Consider the following 21514-nt stretch of genomic DNA (forward strand, 5'->3'; position numbering starts at 1 on the left):
GGAGCGGCCGGAGCAGAAGGAAGTTGCGGGGCATGTGCGGCATCATCGGCATTTTGGGCGCTGAAGAGGTTTCGGAGCGGCTGCTGAACGGGCTGAGGCGGCTGGAATATCGCGGCTATGATTCCGCCGGCATATGCACCATCCACGATGGCGTGCTCGATCGGCGGCGGGCCGAGGGCAAACTCGACAATCTCGCCAAGAAGCTGTTCGCCGAGCCGCTGCCGGGCGAGATCGGCATCGCCCACACGCGCTGGGCGACGCATGGTGCGCCGACCACCGACAACGCCCATCCGCATGCCACCGGCGAGGTGGCGCTGGTCCACAACGGCATCATCGAGAATTTCAAGCCTCTGCGCGAGGAGTTGATCGCGTGCGGCCGGACATTCGAGAGCCAGACCGACACCGAGGTGGTCGCGCATCTGATCTCCGAGCAGGTCGAGCAGGGCGTCGCTCCGGCCGAAGCGGTGCGCACCGTGCTCAAGCGGCTGCACGGAGCCTTCGCGCTGGCGATCCTCTTCCGCCAGCATCCGGGCATGCTGATCGGCGCGCGGCTGGGCTCGCCGCTGGTCGTCGGCTATGGCGAGAATGAGACCTATCTCGGCTCCGACGCGCTGGCGCTGGCGCCGCTGACCCAGAATATCGCCTATCTCGAGGAAGGCGACTGGGTGGTGATCACCCGCGAGGGCACGCAGATCTACGATCGGGAGGATAATCCGGTCGACCGCCCGGTTACCCAGTCGGGCGTCACTGGTGCGCTCATCGACAAGGGCAATCATCGCCACTTCATGCAGAAAGAGATTTACGAGCAGCCGATCGTGGTCGCCCAGACGCTCAAATCCTATGTGCGTCGGCTGGACGACCAGGTTTCGCTGCCGATTCCCGACTTCGATCTCGGTGCCATCCGCCGCGTGACGATCGTCGCCTGCGGCACCAGCTTCTATGCCGGCATGGTCGCCAAATATTGGTTCGAGCAGTTCGCGCGCGTGCCGGTCGATCTCGATGTCGCATCGGAATTTCGCTATCGCGCGCCGGTGTTGGAGGAGGGCGGTCTGGCGCTCTTCATCTCGCAGTCGGGCGAGACGGCGGATACGCTCGCCGCGCTGCGCCATGCCCGCTCGGAAGGGCAGAAGATCGCCGTCGTCGTGAACGTGCCGACCAGCTCGATGGCGCGCGAGGCGGATCTCCTGCTGCCGACCCATGCCGGCCCCGAAATCGGCGTCGCCTCCACCAAGGCGTTCACTTGCCAGCTCGCGGTGCTGGCGGCGCTCGCCGCCAATCTGGCCCATGCCAAGGGCCGGCTGTCGCCCGCCGAGGAAAAGGCGGTCGTCCGTCACCTCGCCGAGGCACCGGCGGCGCTCAACGCGGCGCTCGCCTATGACGAGGCGATCGAGACCGTGGCCCAGAAGATCGCGGCCGCGCGCGACGTGCTCTATCTCGGCCGCGGGCCGGATTATCCGCTGGCGCTGGAAGGCGCGCTGAAGCTCAAGGAAATCAGCTATATCCATGCCGAAGGTTATGCTGCCGGCGAGATGAAGCATGGCCCGATCGCGCTGATCGACGAGAATGTGCCGGTGATCGTGATCGCGCCGTCGGGTCCGTTGTTCGAGAAGACCGTATCGAACATGCAGGAGGTGCAGGCGCGCGGCGGCAAGGTGGTGCTGATATCGGATTATGACGGCATCTCGGCAGCCGGCGATGGCTGCATGGCGACGATCACCATGCCCAAGGTGCATCCGCTGATCGCGCCCTTGGTCTATGCGATCCCGGTGCAGCTGCTCGCCTATCATGTCGCGGTGGCCAAGGGCACCGACGTCGATCAGCCGCGCAATCTCGCCAAGTCCGTCACGGTGGAGTGAGAGCGGCGGCAAGGTCGGGACGGGCGATCAGCCCAGCCGTTCCGGCACGTCCAGCGCATCCTCGATCACCGTCTGGCGCGGCGCCATCGCTTCCCAGGGAAAGACGAACCAGCGCTTGTCCTCGGCACGATCGATGCTGCGGGCCCAATAATCGGCGCGTGCGTCCGACCGGACATTGGTGATCAGCACGGCGGCGCGCAAATTGGCCGGATCGCCGCCCGCCGCTGAGATGGCACCGCGCAGATGGGCGATGGTGCCGCCCGAATCGTTGATGTCGTCGACCAGCAGCATGCGCTTGCCCGCCGCGCTCATCGCGGCGATGCGCGCCAACAGCTTCTCGCCGAACGCTGCCAGCCTGGTGCTGTGATCGATGGAGAGCAGCGGATGGCCGGTCGCGTGGCTGAGATAGGCCGCGGGGGCGAGGCCGCCACGGCCGATGCCCACCAGATAGTCGGGCCGCCAGCCATCGGCGGCGATCCGCTCGGCCAGGATGCGGATATCGGCGACGAGGGCGTCGTGGGAGATGGGGAAGAGAGTCGGCATGGCATTCCGTCAGAGCACGTCTATTTTCATGGAACGGAACTCCGTTCGGGCTGAGCTTGTCGAAGCCCTCCCTTCATTCTTTTCGTCCGTGCGACAATTCGCTGATTTGCGGCCAATCCGCACGAATCGAGGCCAGTTTCTTTGCTCTGCTCCAGCCCTTGAGGCGCTCTTCAGCCTCCAGCGCCTCGACTCGAGTCTGGAAATTCTCCGACCAGACCAGGACGACTGGCAACCGGGTGGATGTGTAACCACGCAAGCCGCCCGAATGATGTTGGGCCAAACGCAGGTCGAGATTGTCAGTGTGGCCGACATAGAAGCTCCGGTCGGCGCGCAGTGCAGCATATAGGTCCAAAATGCCATTAAAGGCGTTTAGCAGAAAAAAGAAGGGAGGGCTTCGACAAGCTCAGCCCGAGCGGTCAGAGGCAACGCTTTCCGAGCGGGAAGAAGTGGGGCTTTGCCATCGGCCGAGGCCGGCGATATGTGCCGCGCCGCGCGCACCGGAAAGGACCCGTCATGCCGAAGATCACCGGAGGATGCCATTGCGGCCTCGTACACTTCGAGGCCTTCGTGCCGGAGGATGTCGTGCTGCTCGATTGCAACTGCTCGATATGCAGGATGACCGGCTATCTCCATCTGATCGTGCCGGAGACCAAATTCCGCCTGATCGAAGGGCAGCGGGAGACCTCCACCTATCGGTTCGGCTCCGGCCAGGCGCGGCACATCTTCTGTTCGCAATGCGGCATCAAGAGCTTCTATCGGCCGCGTTCGCATCCCGAGGGGATCAGCATCAACTGGCGCTGCGTCGACGACGATCATGGCCTCGATCCGCGCATAGAGCCCTTCGATGGCCGGAACTGGGATACCGCGCGCGCCACGCTCGGCTCATAGGCGTCTCGGCGGAAATCCTTTGCGGACCAGCCGATTTCACCCTTAGAACGGCCCGCAAGGGCGGGGGAGAGATGAATGGCCGGTGTGGGCGGGGATTATGTGATCGACGTGAAGCGCGATCGTCTGGTGATCGTCGCATCCACGCTCGGCACCGTGTTCGAATGGTATGACTTCTTCGTCTATGGCACGCTGGCGCCGGTCATCGCCAAGCTGTTCTTCCCGGCCGCGAGCGAAACGGCGGGCTTTCTCCTAGCGCTCGCGACTTTCGGGGCCGGCTTCGGCGTGCGGCCCGTGGGCGCGCTGCTGTTCGGCTATCTCGGCGACAAGCTCGGTCGCAAATATACCTTCCTCGTCACCATCGCGCTGATGGGCGTCGCCACCGCCGCGGTCGGCCTGCTGCCGACCTTCGCGGCGATCGGCATATTGGCGCCCGTGCTGCTCGTGATCTGCCGCCTGCTGCAGGGGTTGGCGCTGGGGGGCGAATATGGCGGCGCGGCGATCTATGTGGCCGAGCATGCGCCGCGCAACCGTCGTGGTTTCTATACCAGCTTCATCCAGGCCGGTGTGATCGGCGGCTTCCTGTTGAGCCTGATCGTCGTGCTCTCCTCCAACGCTTTCCTGACGCCGGAGCAGCAGCATGACTGGGGCTGGCGCGTGCCCTTCCTGTTTTCGCTGCTGCTGCTCGCCATCTCGCTCTGGATCCGGCTGAAGCTCAAGGAGAGCCCGGTCTTCAAGGCGATGAAGGAAGCGGGCGAAACGGCGCGCAATCCCGTGAGCGAAAGCTTCGACAGCTGGCCAAAGATCAAGATGATCCTCGTCGCGCTGTTCGGCATCGCCTCCGGCCTGACCGTGATCTGGTATACCGCCCAGTTCCAGGCGCTCTATTTCCTCCAGAACGCGCTGCGCGTCGAAGATACGTCGGCGCGGCTGATCATCGGCGCGGGCGCGGTGTTCAGCCTGTTCTGGTTCATCCTGTTCGGCTGGCTGAGCGACAAGGTCGGGCGCAAGAAGCCGATCCTCATCGGCTACGCGCTCACCATGGCGCTGATGTTTCCGCTCTTCCACTGGATGGCTGGCGCGGCCAATCCCGAATTGTCTGAGGCGATGGCGCGCAATCCCATCGTCGTGACCGGCAGCAACTGCGCCTATGATCCCTTCGCCACCAAGGGGCAGGCGACGGAATGCGGCAAGGTGCTCGACGCGCTCTCCAAGAAGGGCGTCGGCTATCGCAAGGTGGACGGCGCGCCCGGCGCGGCGCCGCATGTGACGATCGGCAACGTTCCGGTGGATGCGCTCGATCCGGTGGCGCTCGATACCGCGCTGAAAGGCGCCGGCTACAGGCTGGACAAGGTCGCGCCGCCTTTCCGCCACGCGATCGTGCTGGTGCTCGCGATCGTCTGCATCGGTTGCCTGTCGGGCATGACCTACGGGCCGACGGCGGCGCTGCTGGTCGAGCTGTTCCCCTCCCGGGTTCGCTACACCTCCATGTCGGTGCCCTATCATATCGGAACCGGCTATTTCGGTGGCTTCCTGCCGTTCATCAGCCAATATATCGTGGCCAAGACCGGCGATCCCTTTGCAGGCATCTGGTACACGTTCGGTGTCGTCGCGATGGCGTTCGTAGTGACGCTGATCTGGCTACCGGAGACGGCGGGCAAGGAACTGGATTAAAGATACTCTTCTGGTCGCAGCCGAGGATCAGGGAGAAGCCGCGGCTTGCCCTCGCCTGCCCGGGGCGGCTATCGCCTGCGCAGTGATTTCGCCCGATGCTCCGCTCCGCCTGACCCTCGACACAGAGGCGCTCGTCGCAAACTGGCGCTGGCTCGCCCAGGCCGGAGGGCGGGCCGCGTGCGGCGCGGCGGTCAAGGCAGACGCCTATGGTCTCGGCGCGCGGCAGGTGGTGGAGCGGCTTGCCGCCGCGGGGTGCCGTGATTTCTTCGTCGCCACCTGGGCCGAGGCGGCGGCGCTGGGGGATTGGCCGGACGGGCTGTCGCTGTCGGTGCTCCACGGCGTGCGGGAGGCGGATGTCCCCTTCGCCCAGGGCAGCCGCGCCCGCCCCGTGCTCAATAGCATCGGCGATGTCAGGCGGTGGCGGGCGGCGGGCGGCGGCCCTTGCGACGTGATGATCGACACGGGAATGAACAGGCTCGGCCTCGCGCCGGAGGATACCCGTACCGCGCTGCTCGACGGGCTGGAGATCCGCACGCTGATGAGCCACCTCGCCTGCGCGGACGAGGATCATGCGATGAACGAGGCGCAGCTCTTCACCTTCCGCGGCCTCAAGGGCGCCATAGCCGCCACGCGCTACAGCCTCGCGAATTCGGCGGGCGTCTGCCTCGGCGCGCGCTACGCCTTCGGGCTGACCAGACCGGGCATCGCCCTTTATGGCGGCATTCCGCGTCCCGAAGCGGACGGGCATATCCGGCAGGTCGTACGCGTCGAGGCGCAGGTGCTGCAGCGCCGGCGCGTGCCCCAGGGGGGCAGCGTCGGCTATGGTGCGACCTTCGTCGCGGAGCGTGCGACCGAAATCGCGGTGCTCAACATCGGCTATGCCGACGGCTATCTCCGCATCTTTTCCGGCGGCACCGGGCGGGCGCGGGCAGGCGGCGTGCCGCTGCCCGTGATTGGCCGCGTCTCGATGGATCTCACCGCCGTGGACGTGAGCGCGATGCCGGACGTTGCGGAGGGCGACTGGGTCGAGATCGATTATAACCTTTCCGAAACGGCCCGCCTTTCAGGCCTCACGCAATATGAGTTGCTGACCCTGCTAGGCCGCCGCTATCAGCGGCGATGGGTATGACGCGTCTCATCGCTGCTCTTTTCGGATTCTTCGCCGCGATCGGACGCGTGCCCATCGGGCTGTTCGCGGCGATCGGACGCGTCGCCATCTTCGCCTGGCGGACCATCTCGCGCGGCCTCGCGCCGCCTTATTATCCCGGTCGTTTCCTGGAGCAGCTTGCCAGTATCGGCTGGTTCTCGCTGCCGGTGGTCGGCATGACGGCGATCTTCACCGGTGCCGCGCTCGCCCAGCAAGTCTATACCGGCGGCTCGCGATTCAATGCGCAGTCCACGGTGCCCGCGATCGTCACCTTCGGCATGGTCCGCGAGCTGGGGCCCGTGCTGGTCGGCCTGATGGTCGCCGGCCGCGTCGCCTCGGCCATGGCGGCGGAAATCGGCACGATGCGCGTGACTGAGCAGCTCGATGCCATGGAGACGTTGCGGACCGACCCGTTCCGGTACCTGATCGCGCCGCGGCTCTTTGCCGCGGTCCTCGCCCTTCCGGCGATGGTGCTGATCGCCGATTCGATCGGCCTGTTCGGCGGCTATATGCTCTCGATCGGCAAGCTCGGCTTCAATCCTTCCAACTATCTCCACACGACCCGCCAATTTCTGGAGATGGACGATGTCGTCATGTCACTGGTCAAGGCGGCGGTATTCGGCTTCTTCATCGCACTGCTCGGTTGCTACAACGGCTATGCGACCCAAGGTGGCGCGGCCGGCGTCGGCCGATCGACCACCGATGCGGTGGTTTCCACCTTCATCCTGATCCTGCTTTCGGACCTGCTGATCACCGTGATGGTGTTCACATGAACGGCGACCCCAAGATCGAGATGCGCGACGTCGCCAAGGCATTCGGCACGAACGAGGTGCTCAGGGGCGTCAATCTCACCATCCATTCCGGCGAATCGGTGGCGATCATCGGCGGATCGGGCACGGGCAAATCGGTGACGCTGAAATGCATTCTCGGCCTGCTGCAGCCGGATCGGGGGGAGATCCTCGTCGACGGCGTGGACGTGACCAGGATGGGCGGTCGGGAATTGGAGAAGCAGCGCGCCAAGTTCGGCATGCTCTTCCAGGGCGGCGCCCTGTTCGATTCGCTGCCGGTGTGGCGCAACGTGACCTTCGGCATCACCCAGGGCCGGGCGCGCGATGCGGCGCGGATGCGCAAGGTAGCGGCCGAGAATCTCGAGCGGGTCGGGCTCGACAGCAAGATTCTCAATCTCAGGCCCAGCGAGCTTTCGGGCGGCATGCAGAAGCGCGTCGCGCTGGCCCGCGCCATCGCGCCGCGGCCGGAGATCATCTTTTTCGACGAGCCCACGACGGGCCTCGATCCGATCCGCGCGGACGTGATCAACGATCTGATCGTCTCGCTGGTCGAGGATCTGGGGGTGACGGCGCTGACCATCACCCACGACATGGCTTCGGCGCGTAAGATCGCGCATCGCGTGGCGATGCTCTACGAAGGCCGGATCATCTGGCATGGCCCGCGCGACCGGCTCTATGACTCCGGCAATCCCTATGTGGACCAGTTCGTCCAGGGCCGCGCGGACGGGCCGATACGGTAGGAAGATCCCCTCCTTGTGGGGAGGGGAATTCAGAGGCTCAGTCCCGCTCGACACACATGGCGATGCCCATGCCGCCGCCGATGCAGAGCGTGGCGAGGCCCTTCTTGGCGTCCCGCTTCTCCATTTCGTACAGCAGCGTGGTGAGCACGCGGGCGCCCGACGCGCCGACCGGATGGCCGATCGCGATCGCGCCGCCGTTGACGTTCACCTTGTCCGCGTCCCAACCGAGCTCCTTGCCGACCGAGAGCGCCTGCGCGGCGAAAGCCTCGTTCGCCTCGATCAGGTCGACATCGGCAAGTTTCCAGCCCGCCTTCTCCAGCGCCATGCGGCTGGCTGGGGCGGGTCCGATGCCCATGATCGCCGGATCGACGCCGCAGGTCGCCCATGAGACGACGCGGGCGAGCACCTTGGACCCGCGCTTGGCCGCTTCGTCGGCGGACATGACCACGATCGCGGCGGCGCCGTCGTTGATGCCGCTCGCATTGGCCGCGGTCACGCTGCCGTCCTTCTTGAAGGCCGGCTTCAGCTTCTGCATCGCCTCGATGGTCGCGCCGTCGCGGATATATTCATCGGCGTCGACGATCGTGTCGCCCTTGCGGCCGGCGATCGTCACCGGAACGATCTCGTCCTTGAAGCGGCCCGCCGCGCGCGCGGCCGACGCCTTGTTTTGGCTGGCGACGGCGAAGGCATCCTGCTCGGCGCGGGTGACCTGATATTTCTCCGCCAGATTCTCCGCCGTCACGCCCATATGATAGTTGTTGAACGCGTCGGTCAGGCCGTCATGGATCATCGTGTCGACGAGGCTGACGGGACCCATCTTGGTGCCGCCGCGCAGATGCTGCGCGTGGGGCGCCATCGACATGCTTTCCTGGCCGCCCGCGACGACGACCTTGGCGTCGCCCGTCTGGATGGCCTGGACCGCCAGCGCAACCGCGCGCAGGCCGGATCCGCAGAGCTGATTGATCCCGATCGCAGTCTTTTCCACCGGGATGCCGGCGTTTACCGCGGCCTGCCGTGCAGGGTTCTGGCCTGCCCCCGCGGTAAGGATCTGGCCCAGGATCACCTCGTCCACATCGCCCGGCGCGACGCCGGCCTGTTCGAGGGCGGCGACGATGGCGATACGGCCCAGCTCATGCGCCGGTGTGTTGGCGAAGGCGCCGTTGAAGCTGCCTACGGGGGTCCGCTTGGCGGCGGTGATCACGACTCCGGTCATGCGTTCCTGTTCCTCCTGCTTCTTTGCCGCGCCTGTACTGGCTTTATTGCGGTTGCGAAAGCCACCTGGAGAGTTTCGGCCACAGTGTGGCGCGGGCGCGGCCCCCTACCATCATGCCGACATGGCCCTGGGCGAGGGTGACCGTTTCGCCGATGCCCGCGGCCGAGGCGGCGGGCACGATGCGATCCGTGGTTGATACGATGTCCAGCACGGGGCAGGCAATCGCGGCCGGATCGATCGCGCGGCCGCCGACCCGCCATCGGCCGCGCCCGGGCAGATCGGCGACGAAGCAGTCGTCGATCAGCTCGCGGGCGGCCGCGAAGGTCAGCGGCGGTCCGGCATTGGCCCAATCTTCGAGTGTGACGAAGGCGCGGGCGCCCTCGCTGCCGGGATCGAGCGTGCCGAAACGCTCATATTTGCCGATCGTCCTGGCGGGATCGAGCTGCCAGAAGGCCGCCTGGAGCACCTCCATCGGCAACAGGCCGAGCGTTTCTGCGGACGAATGGGCCTGATCCCACAGGTCCGACAGGCCGTCGCGCGCGGTCTGCGGAAAACCATCGAAGCGCCACGGCGCGGCGATCAGCGCCAGCGACCGCAGCGGCCGCAGCGCGGCGGCTGCCATCGCCATGGTGCCGCCCAGGCAATAGCCGGCGAGCGAGACCGGTTCGCCGATTGCATCGATCAGTGGCAGGAGCATGGTTTCGACATGGCCGGCTATGCTCAGGCCGCGTTCGGCTGGATCGGGATCGCCCCAATCGACCAGCAGCGGACGCAGCCCCTCCGCAGCAAGCCGGCGCAGCAGCGAATTGTCCTCCGCCAGATCGAGCACCGATGGTGGGTTGATGAGCGAGGGGACGAACAGCACAGATGGGCCGGAGCCGCCATAATCGCGCAGCATGGCGCGTCCGGCACGCGCAACAATCGGCATGGCGGGCGGGGCAGGGCGGCGTTCCGCCTCCTGATAAGCACGCAATCCGGCAAGCGCCTTTTTCATCCGATCCGGTGATGTTGCAGTCTCGCTACGCAGCAAAGCGAGAAACAACGGCAATGGACGCGGTCCGTGTTGCGGTGCGGCATTGGTTGATGCTATCGTCATGTTTTCAGTTGCTAGGGGTCGCGTCCATGGCGAAATCTACGGACAATTCGGGCACGGTCATTATAAAGAAATACGCCAATCGCCGCCTCTATAATACGGAAAGCTCAAGCTACATCACGTTGGATCATCTCGCAGCGATGACGCGCGAGGGGCGGGATTTCAAGGTCGTCGATGCAAAGACCGACGAGGATATCACGCATAACGTGCTGACCCAGATCATCATGGAAGAAGAAAGCCACGGGCAGACGATGCTGCCTGTGAGTTTCCTGCGCCAGCTGATCTCCCTCTACGGTGATTCGATGCAGTCGATGGTGCCGCAATATCTCGAAGCGTCGATGGACGCGTTCCGCCGTAATCAGGCGCAGTTCCGCAGCGCGATGGAAGGCGCCTTTGCCGGCGGTCCCTTCGCGGAGATCGCCAAACGCAACATGGAGATGTTCGAGGCTGCGGCGAGCGCGTTCAAGCCGAAGAAGGAAGCCGGCACCGCCTCCACCGGCACGCGCGACGACGAAGTCGCCGCACTCAAGGCTCAGCTTGCCGGCCTGCAAGACAAGATCGACAAGCTGAGCGGGTGATCTTTCCCGGTCGCTGGGAGGATCAATTCGTTATTTCGGCTTCACGAATTTCAGGGTGAGCCGGTCGCTCTCGCCGATCGCCTGATATTTCGCACGATCGGTATCGCCCCCCTGATAGGTGGGCGGCAGGCTCCACACGCCGTTCGGATGGTCGTGATCATCCTTGGGATTGGCGTTCACGTTCGATTCGCCGGCCAGCTTGAAGCCAGCGGCCTCGGCTAGCCGGAGGATCGTCGAGCGCTTGATATAGCCACTGGAGCGCTCCAGCGCGTTGTCCGCCTCTTCGGGGAGGCGATGATCGACAATGCCGAGAATACCGCCGGGTTTCAGTGCCGCGTAGAATGCGCGGAAAGCGGCTGCGGCCTGTGCGTCGCCCGCCATCAGCAGATTGTGCACGTTGCGGAAGGTGAGCACGCGATCGACCGTGCCGGGCTCCGGATAGTTGCCCGTCGTTGGATCGAAGACGATGTAGCGCGGCGAGGTGCCGAACCAGTCGGTCTTGGCAGCGAGCATGGCCTTGGTCGGCGCCTCGCCGCGCGTCGAGCCATAGGCGATATAATGGCCTTCCGCCTTCAACAGCGGCGCGAGGATCTCGGTGTACCAGCCGCCGCCCGGATTATATTCGAGCACCGTCTGGTTCGGCCGCACTTCGAAGAATTCCAGCGTCTGGATGGGGTGGCGATAGGAATCGCGCGCACGGTTGGCCTCGCTGCGGCGGTGGTCGGCGACTGCCGCGGCAATCGGGTTCGATGCCTTTTCGGCGGCCTCGGCAGGAGTGGCGAAGCCGACGGACGGACAGGCTAGGGCGGCCGCGACGGCCAGCAGAATGACGCGCTTTTGCATGATCTTCTCCGATACAGTCCCTTCGCCGAAGGTGGCTGGGCGGAGGCAGGGCGGCAAGAGGGAATAGCCTTTCCCCCTCTCCCGCCCGCTGAAGAAAGCGGGAATCCTACAGACAGGCTTCCAGGAAGGGCTGATCGAATCCGAAGGCGCGGGCCTTTTCCAGCGTATAGGGTCGCAGACCCATCGAGCGATATTCGCCGATGATCTTTCCGTCCGGCGTCTCGTCGAGATATTCGAACTTGAAAAGTTCCTGGGTGACGATCACCGGGCCTTCCATGCCGATCACCTCGGTGATGTTGGTCACCCGGCGCGAGCCGTCACGCAGGCGCTTCACCTGCACGATCAGATCGACCGAATCGGCGATCTGACGGCTGATCGCCTCTTTCGGCACCTTGATGTCCGACATCATCACCATATTCTCCATGCGGGCCAGCGCCTCGCGTGGAGAGTTGGAGTGGAGCGTGCACATCGAGCCGTCATGGCCGGTGTTCATCGCGGCCAGCATGTCGAAGCATTCGGATCCGCGAATCTCGCCCAGGATGATGCGATCCGGCCGCATGCGCAGCGCGTTGATGACCAGATCGCGAATGGTGATCGCGCCATTTCCTTCGAGATTGGCCGGACGGGTTTCGAGCGGCAGCCAGTGCGGCTGCTGCAGGCGGAGTTCGGCCGCATCCTCGATGGTGATCACCCGCTCACCCGGATCGATCATCTTGGACAGCGCATTGAGCATCGTCGTCTTGCCCGAGCCGGTACCGCCCGAGATGACGACGTTGAAGCGGCTGGCGCCCGCGATCTTGAGCGCCGTCGCCATCTTCTCGTTCATCGATCCGCCGCGTGCCATCATGTCGAGCGTGATCGGTTTGGCGGAGAATTTGCGGATCGAGATGGCCGTGCCGCGCAGCGACAGCGGCGGGACGATCACGTTGACGCGCGATCCGTCCAGCAGGCGGGCGTCGGCAAGCGGGGTGGTCTGATCGATGCGGCGGCCGACCTTCGAGACGATGCGCTGCGCGATCTGGAACAGATGCTCCTCGTCCCGGAAGCTGATCGGCGCGAGTTCCAGCTTGCCCTTGCGCTCCACATAGGTTTGCTCGGGGCCGTTCACCATGATGTCGGTGACGAGCGGATCGTTGAGCAGCTCTTCCAGCGGTCCGAGGCCGAGCAGTTCGTCGACGAGCACCTTCTCGAGCGCGAATTGCTCGCGCCGGTTGAGGTTGATCTTCAGTTCGGCCAGCACCTCGCCGATGATCGGGCGGAATTCCTCGGCAAGCTCATCCTTGTTGAGCGTGGCCGCGGCTTCCGGATCGACGCGTTCCAGCAGGCGTGGCAGCACCTGCTCCTTGATCTTGTGGACCGAGGCTTCGAAACCCTCCGCCTTGAGGCTGCCGCGCTCGCCCGACTGGGCCTCGCGGCTGGCCAGCCGGGCCATCGCATCGCCGTGAAGCGACGGGGCAGCGGCCTCCTCCTCGATGGCAGCGCTGGGCAGGGGGAGCGAATCGATCGAGGGAAATTGTTCTCCACCGGTCTGGGAGGGGCCGCCGGCGCCTCCCTTCATCGGCCTCGCAACGCCGAAAGAGGGGCGCTGCGCCGTGTTCCCAGATATTCCGCCACGCCTGCCGAATGCGCTCATCGACGATCCCCAAAACGCCCACGTACCTGTGGGCGGTAGACACGGTGGCAGGGATAGCTCGCAAAGGTTTTACAATATCCTAACCACACGCGGCCTCGGCGTCGGGAGCCGGCCCCGCGGCAGACATGCGAAGGGCCGCACCGATGATCGGCGCGGCCCTTGCGAAGCCCGTGGATCGGGCGAAGAGGCTATCGGCTCAGGCCTCGCTGGCGCTTTCGGCCAGGACGGTCAGGCCCTTTTCGCTGACTTCGGCGAAGCCGCCTTCGACGCGGATCCGCGCCGAGACGGTGGTAGGGCCCGAATAGATCGCCAGCTCGCCCGTGCGAACGACGGACATGAAGGGCGCATGGCCCTGCAGCACGCCGAAATCGCCCTCGGTGCCGGGGACCACGACCATATAGACCTCCTCCGAGCGGAGGAGCTTTTCCGGGGTCACGAGTTCAAAGTGCAGGGCCATTTCGTCTCTTCCAGCTGCCCTCTCCCGCGGGCGGGAGAGGGAGATACTTCGTTACGCTGCGTCCTGCGCCAGCTTGGCCGCCTTTTCGACGACCTCGTCGATGCCGCCGACCATGTAGAAGGCCGCCTCGGGCAGATGGTCATACTGACCTTCGACCACCGCCTTGAACGACTTCACCGTATCCTCGATCGAGACGAACTTGCCGGGGATGCCGGTGAACACCTCGGCGACATGGAACGGCTGGCTGAGGAAGCGCTGGATCTTGCGGGCGCGCTGCACGGTCAGCTTATCCTCTTCGGAAAGCTCGTCCATGCCCAGGATGGCGATGATGTCCTGCAGCGACTTGTACTTCTGCAGCGTCTCCTGGACGGCGCGGGCAGTCTCGTAATGCTCCTGGCCGACGATACGCGGCTCCAGCATGCGGCTGGTGGAGTCGAGCGGGTCGACGGCCGGATAGATGCCGAGCTCCGAGATCGCGCGGTTGAGGTTGGTCGTCGCGTCGAGATGGGCGAAGGAGGTGGCCGGCGCCGGATCGGTCAAGTCGTCCGCCGGCACGTAGATCGCCTGCACCGAGGTGATCGAGCCCTTGTTGGTCGAGGTGATGCGCTCCTGCAGCGCGCCCATGTCGGTCGACAGGGTCGGCTGATAGCCCACGGCCGAAGGAATACGGCCGAGCAGCGCCGACACTTCCGAGCCCGCCTGGGTGAAGCGGAAGATGTTGTCGACGAAGAAGAGCACGTCCTGGCCTTCCTGGTCGCGGAAATATTCCGCGATGGTGAGGCCCGAGAGCGCGACGCGGGCACGGGCGCCCGGCGGCTCGTTCATCTGGCCGAACACCAGCGCGACCTTCGATCCCTCGGACGTCGGGTTGCCGTCGGCGTCTTTGGCGATGACGCCCGCGTCGAGGAACTCGTGATAGAGATCGTTGCCCTCGCGGGTCCGCTCGCCGACGCCGGCGAACACCGAGGTGCCGCCATGGCCCTTGGCGATGTTGTTGATCAGCTCCTGGATCAGCACGGTCTTGCCGACGCCGGCGCCGCCGAACAGGCCGATCTTGCCGCCCTTGGCGTAGGGGGCGAGGAGATCGATCACCTTGATGCCGGTGACGAGGATGCTGGCTTCCGTCGACTGGTCGATGAACAGCGGGGCCTCGGCGTGGATCGGGGCCGAGAATTCGGAATTGACCGGGCCGCGCTCGTCGATCGGCTCGCCGATCACGTTCAGGATGCGGCCGAGCGTCTTCGGGCCGACGGGCACGCGGATCTGCGAGCCGGTATCGGTCACTTCCTGGCCGCGCTGCAGGCCTTCGGTCGAGTCCATCGCGATCGTGCGCACGGTGTTCTCGCCGAGATGCTGGGCGACTTCCAGGACGAGGCGGTTCTCGCCGTTCTTCGTCTCCAGCGCGGAGAGGATCGCCGGCAGGCGATCCTCGAAGGTCACGTCGACGACGGCGCCGATGACCTGGCTGATGCGGCCGACATTGTTGGTGGTTGCGGTAGCCATGCTATTCTTCCTTGCCTGCCTGGTCCGTTAGGCGCTTCGGCGCCAGCTTCTGTTGGTGCTACAGCGCTTCCGCGCCAGCGAATTTTGGCGCTACAACGCTTCCGCGCCAGCGATGATTTCGATGAGTTCGGTGGTGATCGCGGCCTGACGCGTCCGGTTGTACTGGATCGTCAGCTTGTTGATCATCTCGCCGGCATTGCGCGTGGCGTTGTCCATCGCGGTCATGCGGCTGCCCTGCTCGGATGCCGCATTCTCCAGCATCGCGCGGAACAGCTGGACGGCGATATTGCGCGGCAGCAGCTCGGCAAGGATCGCTTCCTCATCGGGCTCATATTCCACCGCGGCGGAGGCGCCGGCCGCGGCCGTGCCAGCCGGAGTTGCCGTCAGCGGAACCGGGATGAGCTGGATTTCCGTCGGTTCCTGCACCAGCGCGGACTGGAACTTTGCGAAGAACAGATGCGCGACGTCGAACTCGCCCCGGCGATAGCGCAGGATCAGGTCTTCCGAGACCTCATGCGCATCGGAGAAGGCGACGTTCTTGATGTGGCTCTGATCGACCTGGTGGACGATCTTGCCCGGATAGATGCGCTGGATGACCGCGCGGCCCTTCTTGCCGATCAGGTAGAAGCTGACCTCCTTGCCCTCGGCGATCAGCGCGTCGGCAGTCTTGCGGGCCGCGCGCACGATATTGCTGTTGAAGGCGCCGGCAAGGCCGCGCTCGGAGGTGGCGACCACCAAGAGGTGCTTGCGGTCGCTTCCCGTGCCGGCAAGCAGCTTCGGGCTCTCCGGGCCGATCGTGACCTTGGAGGCGAGGCTGGCCATGACGGCAGCGAGGCGTTCGGCGTAGGGCCGCCCGGCCTCGGCCGCCATCTGCGCACGGCGCAGCTTGGCAGCGGCGACCATCTTCATCGCCTTGGTGATCTTCTGGGTCGACTTCACCGAGGTGATGCGAACCTTGAGGGCTTTGAGGCTGGCCACTCGTTTTCCTCTTTATCGTCATCCCGGCTCGCGCCGGGACGACGGTGACACGGTTCAGGCGAAAGTCTTGGCGAACGCTTCGATCGCGTCCTTCAGCTTCGTCTTGGTGGCGTCGCCAAGATCCTTGGTCTCACGGATCTCGGTCAGCACGTCCGCATTGTGGCTGCGCAGATGGGCGAGCAGGCTCGCCTCGAAGCGCGTGACCGCCGACGTCGGGATCGAGTCGAGATAGCCGTTGGTGCCCGCGAAGATCGACGCGACCTGCTCCTCGAAGGGCAGCGGGTTGAACTGCGGCTGCTTGAGCAGCTCGGTTAGGCGCGCGCCGCGGTTGAGCAGCTTTTGCGTCGAGGCGTCGAGGTCCGAGCCGAACTGCGCGAACGCCGCCATCTCGCGATACTGGGCGAGCTCGAGCTTGATCGAGCCGGCGACCTTCTTCATCGCCTTGGTCTGCGCGGCGGAGCCGACGCGGCTGACCGAGAGGCCAACGTTGATGGCCGGCCGGACGCCCTGGTAGAAGAGGTCGGTCTCAAGGAAGATCTGGCCGTCGGTGATCGAGATCACGTTGGTCGGGATGTAGGCGGACACGTCGCCGGCCTGCGTCTCGATGATCGGCAGCGCGGTGAGCGAGCCGTTGCCATTGGCGTCGTTCATCTTCGCGGCGCGCTCGAGCAGGCGGCTGTGGAGATAGAAGACGTCGCCCGGATAGGCTTCGCGGCCCGGCGGACGACGCAGCAGCAGCGACATCTGGCGATAGGCGACGGCCTGCTTGGACAGATCGTCATACACGATCACGGCATGCATGCCGTTGTCGCGGAAATATTCGCCCATCGCGACGCCGGTATAGGGCGCGAGATACTGGAGCGGCGCCGGCTCGGAGGCGGTGGCCGCGACGACGATGGAATATTCCATCGCGCCATTCTCTTCGAGCTGACGAACGATCTGCGCGACGGTCGAGCGCTTCTGGCCGACCGCGACATAGATGCAGTAGAGCTTCTTGCTCTCGTCGTCGCCGGCATTCGGGCCCTTCTGGTTGATGAAGGTGTCGATCGCGACGGCGGTCTTGCCGGTCTGGCGGTCGCCGATGATCAACTCGCGCTGACCGCGGCCGACGGGGACGAGCGCATCGAGCGCCTTGAGGCCGGTCTGCACCGGCTCGTGCACCGACTTCCTCGGGATGATGCCCGGCGCCTTCACCTCGACGCGGCTGCGCTGATCGGCAACGATCGGCCCCTTGCCGTCGATCGGATTGCCGAGGCCATCCACCACGCGGCCGAGCAGTCCCTTGCCGACCGGCACGTCCACGATGGTGCCGGTGCGCTTGACGGTGTCGCCTTCCTTGATCTCGGAGTCGGCGCCGAAGATCACGACGCCGACGTTGTCGGCCTCGAGGTTGAGGGCCATACCCTTGATGCCGTTGGCGAATTCGACCATCTCGCCGGCCTGGACGTTGTCGAGGCCGTGGATGCGGGCGATGCCGTCACCGACGGACAGCACCTGGCCGACCTCGGATACCTGCGCTTCGGTGCCGAAGCTGGCGATCTGGTCCTTGATGACCTTGGAGATTTCTGCGGCGCGGATATCCATGTTCAGCCTTTCATCGCGTGCGCGAGGGAATTGAGTTTGGTGCGGATCGAGCCGTCGACCTGGCGGCTACCCACCTTGACGATGAGACCGCCGAGAATAGCGGGATCGACAGTGAGGTCGATCGCCACGTCACGAGCGAGCTGGCTCTTGAGCTTGGCCTTCAACGCGTCGATCTGGTCCGAAGACAGCGGGTGAGCGGAGGTGACCTCCGCCGTGGTTTCGCCGCGATGCCGGGCGGCCAACGCCGAAAAAGCGCGAATCGCGGCGCCGAGCTGGCCGAGCCGCCGGTTCCTGGCGAGCACGCCGAGGAAATTGGTGGTCAGCGGATCGAGCGCCATGGCTCCCGCCGTGGCCGCAATCGCCTTGGCTGCCTCCTCGCGGCTGACCAGCGGGCTGGTGGTCAGGCGACGGAAGTCGTCCGATTCGGCCAGAGCCGTCTTCAGCGTCGCCAGACTGGCCGAAACCGCGTCCAGCTTCTTCTCGTCGCGGGCGAGCTCGAACAGCGCCGTCGCATAACGGCCCGAGAGGCTAGCCTGAATACCGCCGGAATTCTCCACGCGCGCACCGTCCCCCAGATGATTGTCCCTGACCCATACGAAAAAGGGGCCGCCCGGAGGCGTCCCCGGATGGGTCGCGGGCCGGTTAGCAGGGGAGGTGCTGCGATGCAAGGCGGCTGGCTTTGGAAGCAATTCGCGGGATGCGGAATGAAATTGCCGTCGCCACATGGAGGATATGACCCAAAGTATCACGCAAACCGATTCGATCGACGAGGATATGGCTTGGCGTGCAGTACTTGCGCGCGATCGGGCCAGCGACGGCCGCTTCGTGACCGGCGTTCTTTCCACTGGCATCTATTGCCGCCCGTCCTGCGCGGCACGTCATCCAAAACGCGAAAATGTGCGGTTTTTCGCGGATGGAGCCGGGGCGCGGGCGATCGGGCTGCGGCCCTGCCTGCGTTGCCGGCCGGATGATATCGCTCGCGACGAGGCCGGAGTCGCCCGCGCGATCGCCCTCATCCAAAGGTCGGACGAGCTCCCCACGCTGGAGGCGATGGCTGGCGCCGCCGGCTATGCCCCGCATCATTTCCACCGCCTGTTCAAGCGTGCGACCGGCGTGACGCCCGCCGCCTATGCCCGCGGCGTTCGTGCCCGGCGGGCGGAAGGCGCTCTCGCGGGAGGGCAGAGCGTGACCGAGGCGATCTACGAAGCGGGCTATTCGGTGCCCAGCCGATTCTATGCGGAGGCCGATAAAAGGCTCGGCATGACGCCTTCCGCGTGGCGGGACGGCGGCCGGGGCGAGGTGATTCGCTGGACGACGGCGCAGACCAGCATGGGACGGATACTGCTGGCTGCGACCGATCGCGGTATCTGCCGCTTGTCGTTCGAGGAGGATGATTCGGCGCTGTCGGAGCGGTTTCCCAACGCCCGGATCGACCGCGACGACATCGCGCTCGGCGACCTGCTCGAAAGCGCGGTGGCGGCGGTGGAGCAGCCCGGTCGCGGCCACGGCCTGCCGCTCGACGTGCGCGGCACGGCGTTCCAGGAGGCCGTCTGGCGCGAGCTCAGCCGCATCCCTCCGGGCGAGACCCTGAGCTACGCGGCGCTCGCCGCCCGCGCCGGCAAGCCGGGCGCCGCGCGGGCGGCGGGAACCGCCTGCGGCGCCAATCCGGTCGCCGTGCTGATTCCCTGCCACCGCGCCCAGCGCGGCGACGGCACGCTGGGCGGCTATGCCTATGGGCTGCCGATCAAGCGCGAACTGCTGCGCAGGGAGCATGGCTGACGGCGAGAATAGTCACACGAAGCTGTAGGGATCGACGTCCACCGCGACGCGCACGGTGCGCGGCCAGTCGACTCCACCCAGCCAGTCGCGGATCACGTCCTGCACGTCGAGCGCGCGGCGGGCATGGACGAGCAAGCGATAGCGGTGCCGTCCGCGCAGCATGGCGAGCGGGGCGGGGGCGGGGCCGTAGACCGCCATGCCTTCCACCTGCGGCGCCGTCCGCCCGATCCGCTTCGCCGTCTCCTCGGCCTCGTCCTGCTTCTCGGCCGACACGATGATCGCGGCATAGCGGCCGAAGGGCGGCGCGTTGGCGGCACGGCGCGATTCGGTTTCGGCCGCATAGAAGCTTTCTGCATCGCCCGAGACGAGCGCCTGGATCACCGGCGCGCTGGGCTCGCGCGTCTGGACGAGCACATGGCCGGGCTTGGCGCCGCGCCCGGCGCGTCCGGCGACCTGCGCGATCTGCTGGAAGCTGCGTTCGGCCGCGCGCAGATCGCCGCCCGACAGGCCGAGATCCGCATCGATCACGCCGACCAGGGTGAGATTGGGGAAGTGATAACCCTTGGTGACGAGCTGCGTGCCGATCACGATGTCGATCTCGCCTTCGTCCATCCGCGTCACGAACTCGGCCGCCTTGGCGGGCGACCAGAGCGTGTCGGAGGTGACGATCGCGGTGCGCGCATCGGGAAACAGCGCCGCCACCTCGTCGGCGATGCGCTCGACACCGGGCCCGCACGCGACCAGCGCGTCCTCTTCGTGGCATTCCGGGCAGGCGCGCGGCGGCGGCATGATATGGCCGCAATGATGGCATTGCAGCCGGGCGAGCAGGCGATGCTCGACCATCCAGGCTGTGCAGTTCGGACATTGGAAGCGGTGTCCGCAGTGACGGCAGAGGGTGAGCGGCGCATAGCCGCGCCGGTTGAGGAACAGCAGCGCCTGCTCCTGCCGCGCGATCGTCTGGCCGATCATCTCGACCAGCGGCGGCGACAGCCAGCGCCCGCGCGGCGGCGGGGTATCCAGCATGTTGACGGTGACGATCTCGGGCAGCTCGGCGGCGCCGTAGCGGCCGGGCAGGCGCAGCTCGGCATAGCGGCCGAGTGCGACCTGCTGGCGCGTCTCGATCGCAGGCGTCGCCGAGGCGAGCACCACCGGACAGCCTTCGAAATGGCCGCGCATCACCGCGACGTCGCGGGCGTGGTAGGTGACGCCGTCCTCCTGCTTGAACGAGGTCTCGTGTGCCTCGTCGACCACGATCAGGCCGAGGTTGCGATAGGGCAGGAACAGGGCCGAACGCGCGCCGACCGTCACCATCGCCTCGCCGCTGGCGATCGCCCGCCAGGCGCGGCGGCGCTGCGACTGGCGCAGATCCGAATGCCAGGCGACCGGGACATGGCCGAAACGCGCCTCGAACCGCTTCAGGAAGGGCTCGGTCAGTGCGATCTCGGGCAGGAGGACGAGCGTCTGCCGGCCTCGCCGGATCGCCTCGGCCACCGCTTCGAAATAGACCTCCGTCTTGCCCGATCCGGTGACGCCGTCGAGCAGGAAGGGCTGGAACGCCTCGGCCTTGACGGCCGCCACCAGCGCACCCGCCGCTTCATGCTGCGCCTTGGAAAGTTCGGGTTGATGATGGCCCGGATCGGGGATCGGAAACGGATCGTCGACCGCGACCGTCACCGCCTCGATCGCGCCGGCCTTCACCAGCCCGCGGATCACCGCGTCGGAGACGTTGGCGGCCATCGCCAGTTCGCGCACCAGGCCCTGCCGCTCGCCGATCCGCTCCAGCGCCTGGGTGCGTTGCGCGGTCATCCGATCGGGCACATGGCCGGTCGCGCGATATTCGGTGACGGTGCGTCCCCCGTCGAGCGCGCTGGCCGAGGCAAGCGCCATGCGCAGCACCGCGGCGGGCGGCGCCAGATAGTAGCTGGCGGTCCATTCGATCAGCCGACGCAGCGGCGCGGCGATCGGGGGCAGGTCATAGACGCCGGCCAGCGGTCGGAGCCGGTTGTCGCCCACCTCGGCATCGGAGGGCATGCGATCCGCCTCCCACACGACGCCGGCGATCTGGCGTGGGCCGAGCGGGGCGAGGACGATCGATCCGGGAACGACGTCATGCTCCCGATCCACCCGATAATCGAGCGGGCCGAGAGCGGCATTGAGCAGGAGAACGCGGGCACGGTGGCTGGGCATGGCCCGCCCTAGTTAGGGAAGGAGGGCGGCAAG

General features: G+C 66.0%; 20 protein-coding genes. 8 read left to right on the forward strand and 12 right to left on the reverse strand.

The window, feature by feature from the left end; genetic code table 11:
- Positions 1–32: 32 nt before the first annotated feature.
- Positions 33–1856, forward strand: a complete 1824-nt coding sequence (glmS, locus tag GQY20_RS19115) for a glutamine--fructose-6-phosphate transaminase (isomerizing) (RefSeq protein ID WP_157218745.1) — start codon at positions 33–35, stop codon at positions 1854–1856.
- Positions 1857–1883: 27 nt separating this feature from the next.
- Here glmS and GQY20_RS19120 read toward each other — a convergent pair whose 3' ends face one another.
- Together GQY20_RS19120 and GQY20_RS19125 are read right to left on the reverse strand one after the other, a co-directional pair.
- Positions 1884–2399: a phosphoribosyltransferase gene (locus GQY20_RS19120; protein WP_157218746.1), complete on the reverse strand. Its 516-nt coding sequence runs from the start codon at positions 2397–2399 to the stop codon at positions 1884–1886.
- Between the two features lie 73 nt (positions 2400–2472).
- Positions 2473–2751, reverse strand: a complete 279-nt coding sequence (locus GQY20_RS19125; protein WP_232476153.1) for a GIY-YIG nuclease family protein — start codon at positions 2749–2751, stop codon at positions 2473–2475.
- A 161-nt stretch (positions 2752–2912) separates the two neighbouring features.
- Here GQY20_RS19125 and GQY20_RS19130 point away from each other — a divergent pair, with 161 nt between their 5' ends.
- The 5 genes from GQY20_RS19130 (at position 2913) to GQY20_RS19150 (ending at position 7633) form a co-directional block, all read left to right on the forward strand.
- Complete coding sequence (locus tag GQY20_RS19130) at positions 2913–3287, forward strand: GFA family protein (protein WP_157218747.1); 375 nt, start codon at positions 2913–2915, stop codon at positions 3285–3287.
- 75 nt (positions 3288–3362) lie between these two features.
- Entirely contained in the window at positions 3363–4958 is a 1596-nt protein-coding gene (locus GQY20_RS19135; protein ID WP_157218748.1) for an MFS transporter, read from the forward strand.
- Positions 4959–5040: 82 nt separating this feature from the next.
- Positions 5041–6087: an alanine racemase gene (alr, locus tag GQY20_RS19140; protein ID WP_157218749.1), complete on the forward strand. Its 1047-nt coding sequence runs from the start codon at positions 5041–5043 to the stop codon at positions 6085–6087.
- Positions 6084–6878 carry an MlaE family ABC transporter permease gene (locus GQY20_RS19145; RefSeq protein WP_157218750.1) on the forward strand — a complete coding sequence of 265 codons (795 nt, stop codon included), beginning with the start codon at positions 6084–6086 and terminating at the stop codon, positions 6876–6878. The genes alr and GQY20_RS19145 overlap by 4 nt, the downstream gene beginning before the upstream one ends.
- Positions 6875–7633: an ABC transporter ATP-binding protein gene (locus GQY20_RS19150; RefSeq protein ID WP_157218751.1), complete on the forward strand. Its 759-nt coding sequence runs from the start codon at positions 6875–6877 to the stop codon at positions 7631–7633. The genes GQY20_RS19145 and GQY20_RS19150 overlap by 4 nt, the downstream gene beginning before the upstream one ends.
- 37 nt (positions 7634–7670) lie before the next feature.
- Here GQY20_RS19150 and GQY20_RS19155 read toward each other — a convergent pair whose 3' ends face one another.
- Positions 7671–8846 (reverse strand): acetyl-CoA C-acetyltransferase, encoded by a 1176-nt coding sequence (locus tag GQY20_RS19155; RefSeq protein ID WP_157218752.1) that lies wholly within the window; start codon positions 8844–8846, stop codon positions 7671–7673.
- A gap of 43 nt (positions 8847–8889) precedes the next feature.
- Positions 8890–9840, reverse strand: coding sequence for an alpha/beta fold hydrolase (locus GQY20_RS19160; RefSeq protein ID WP_232476154.1), 951 nt, complete (start codon positions 9838–9840; stop codon positions 8890–8892).
- A gap of 128 nt (positions 9841–9968) precedes the next feature.
- Between GQY20_RS19160 and phaR the strand changes: the two genes are divergently transcribed.
- Entirely contained in the window at positions 9969–10517 is a 549-nt protein-coding gene (phaR, locus tag GQY20_RS19165; protein ID WP_157219002.1) for a polyhydroxyalkanoate synthesis repressor PhaR, read from the forward strand.
- 30 nt (positions 10518–10547) lie between these two features.
- Here phaR and GQY20_RS19170 read toward each other — a convergent pair whose 3' ends face one another.
- The 7 genes from GQY20_RS19170 to GQY20_RS19200 form a co-directional block, all read right to left on the reverse strand.
- Positions 10548–11360 (reverse strand): class I SAM-dependent methyltransferase, encoded by an 813-nt coding sequence (locus GQY20_RS19170; protein ID WP_232476155.1) that lies wholly within the window; start codon positions 11358–11360, stop codon positions 10548–10550.
- Between the two features lie 106 nt (positions 11361–11466).
- The gene (locus GQY20_RS19175; RefSeq protein ID WP_157218754.1) at positions 11467–12993 is read right to left on the reverse strand and encodes a CpaF family protein; all 1527 of its coding nucleotides are present in this window, start codon (positions 12991–12993) and stop codon (positions 11467–11469) included.
- A 196-nt stretch (positions 12994–13189) separates the two neighbouring features.
- Positions 13190–13450, reverse strand: coding sequence for an ATP synthase F1 subunit epsilon (locus tag GQY20_RS19180; protein WP_157218755.1), 261 nt, complete (start codon positions 13448–13450; stop codon positions 13190–13192).
- Between the two features lie 51 nt (positions 13451–13501).
- Complete coding sequence (gene atpD, locus GQY20_RS19185; protein WP_157218756.1) at positions 13502–14953, reverse strand: F0F1 ATP synthase subunit beta; 1452 nt, start codon at positions 14951–14953, stop codon at positions 13502–13504.
- A 90-nt stretch (positions 14954–15043) separates the two neighbouring features.
- Positions 15044–15931 carry a F0F1 ATP synthase subunit gamma gene (locus tag GQY20_RS19190; RefSeq protein WP_157218757.1) on the reverse strand — a complete coding sequence of 296 codons (888 nt, stop codon included), beginning with the start codon at positions 15929–15931 and terminating at the stop codon, positions 15044–15046.
- A gap of 54 nt (positions 15932–15985) precedes the next feature.
- A complete protein-coding gene (gene atpA, locus GQY20_RS19195) occupies positions 15986–17515 on the reverse strand; it encodes a F0F1 ATP synthase subunit alpha (RefSeq protein WP_157218758.1) in 1530 nt (509 codons plus the stop codon).
- Between the two features lie 2 nt (positions 17516–17517).
- A complete protein-coding gene (locus tag GQY20_RS19200; protein ID WP_157218759.1) occupies positions 17518–18072 on the reverse strand; it encodes a F0F1 ATP synthase subunit delta in 555 nt (184 codons plus the stop codon).
- Positions 18073–18247: 175 nt separating this feature from the next.
- On the opposite strand from GQY20_RS19200, the gene ada reads away from it, so the two are divergent.
- Positions 18248–19294, forward strand: a complete 1047-nt coding sequence (gene ada / locus GQY20_RS19205; RefSeq protein WP_198351064.1) for a bifunctional DNA-binding transcriptional regulator/O6-methylguanine-DNA methyltransferase Ada — start codon at positions 18248–18250, stop codon at positions 19292–19294.
- A gap of 12 nt (positions 19295–19306) precedes the next feature.
- On the opposite strand, the gene GQY20_RS19210 is transcribed toward ada, so the two are convergent.
- The gene (locus tag GQY20_RS19210) at positions 19307–21481 is read right to left on the reverse strand and encodes a primosomal protein N' (RefSeq protein WP_157218760.1); all 2175 of its coding nucleotides are present in this window, start codon (positions 21479–21481) and stop codon (positions 19307–19309) included.
- Between the last annotated feature and the right edge of the window lie 33 nt (positions 21482–21514).

Source organism: Flavisphingomonas formosensis, from assembly GCF_009755815.1.
Lineage (GTDB): Bacteria > Pseudomonadota > Alphaproteobacteria > Sphingomonadales > Sphingomonadaceae > Flavisphingomonas > Flavisphingomonas formosensis.

Coding starts and splice junctions, on each gene's coding strand:
- GQY20_RS19150 (WP_157218751.1), top strand. CDS start 6,875: ATGAACGGCGACCCCAAGATCGAGATGCGCGACGTCGCCAAGGCATTC.
- GQY20_RS19210 (WP_157218760.1), bottom strand. CDS start 21,481: ATGCCCAGCCACCGTGCCCGCGTTCTCCTGCTCAATGCCGCTCTCGGC.
- GQY20_RS19180 (WP_157218755.1), bottom strand. CDS start 13,450: ATGGCCCTGCACTTTGAACTCGTGACCCCGGAAAAGCTCCTCCGCTCG.
- atpA (WP_157218758.1), bottom strand. CDS start 17,515: ATGGATATCCGCGCCGCAGAAATCTCCAAGGTCATCAAGGACCAGATC.
- phaR (WP_157219002.1), top strand. CDS start 9,969: ATGGCGAAATCTACGGACAATTCGGGCACGGTCATTATAAAGAAATAC.
- GQY20_RS19130 (WP_157218747.1), top strand. CDS start 2,913: ATGCCGAAGATCACCGGAGGATGCCATTGCGGCCTCGTACACTTCGAG.
- GQY20_RS19160 (WP_232476154.1), bottom strand. CDS start 9,840: ATGAAAAAGGCGCTTGCCGGATTGCGTGCTTATCAGGAGGCGGAACGC.
- GQY20_RS19170 (WP_232476155.1), bottom strand. CDS start 11,360: ATGCAAAAGCGCGTCATTCTGCTGGCCGTCGCGGCCGCCCTAGCCTGT.
- ada (WP_198351064.1), top strand. CDS start 18,248: ATGACCCAAAGTATCACGCAAACCGATTCGATCGACGAGGATATGGCT.
- GQY20_RS19145 (WP_157218750.1), top strand. CDS start 6,084: ATGACGCGTCTCATCGCTGCTCTTTTCGGATTCTTCGCCGCGATCGGA.
- GQY20_RS19135 (WP_157218748.1), top strand. CDS start 3,363: ATGGCCGGTGTGGGCGGGGATTATGTGATCGACGTGAAGCGCGATCGT.
- glmS (WP_157218745.1), top strand. CDS start 33: ATGTGCGGCATCATCGGCATTTTGGGCGCTGAAGAGGTTTCGGAGCGG.
- GQY20_RS19155 (WP_157218752.1), bottom strand. CDS start 8,846: ATGACCGGAGTCGTGATCACCGCCGCCAAGCGGACCCCCGTAGGCAGC.
- atpD (WP_157218756.1), bottom strand. CDS start 14,953: ATGGCTACCGCAACCACCAACAATGTCGGCCGCATCAGCCAGGTCATC.
- GQY20_RS19120 (WP_157218746.1), bottom strand. CDS start 2,399: ATGCCGACTCTCTTCCCCATCTCCCACGACGCCCTCGTCGCCGATATC.
- GQY20_RS19175 (WP_157218754.1), bottom strand. CDS start 12,993: ATGAGCGCATTCGGCAGGCGTGGCGGAATATCTGGGAACACGGCGCAG.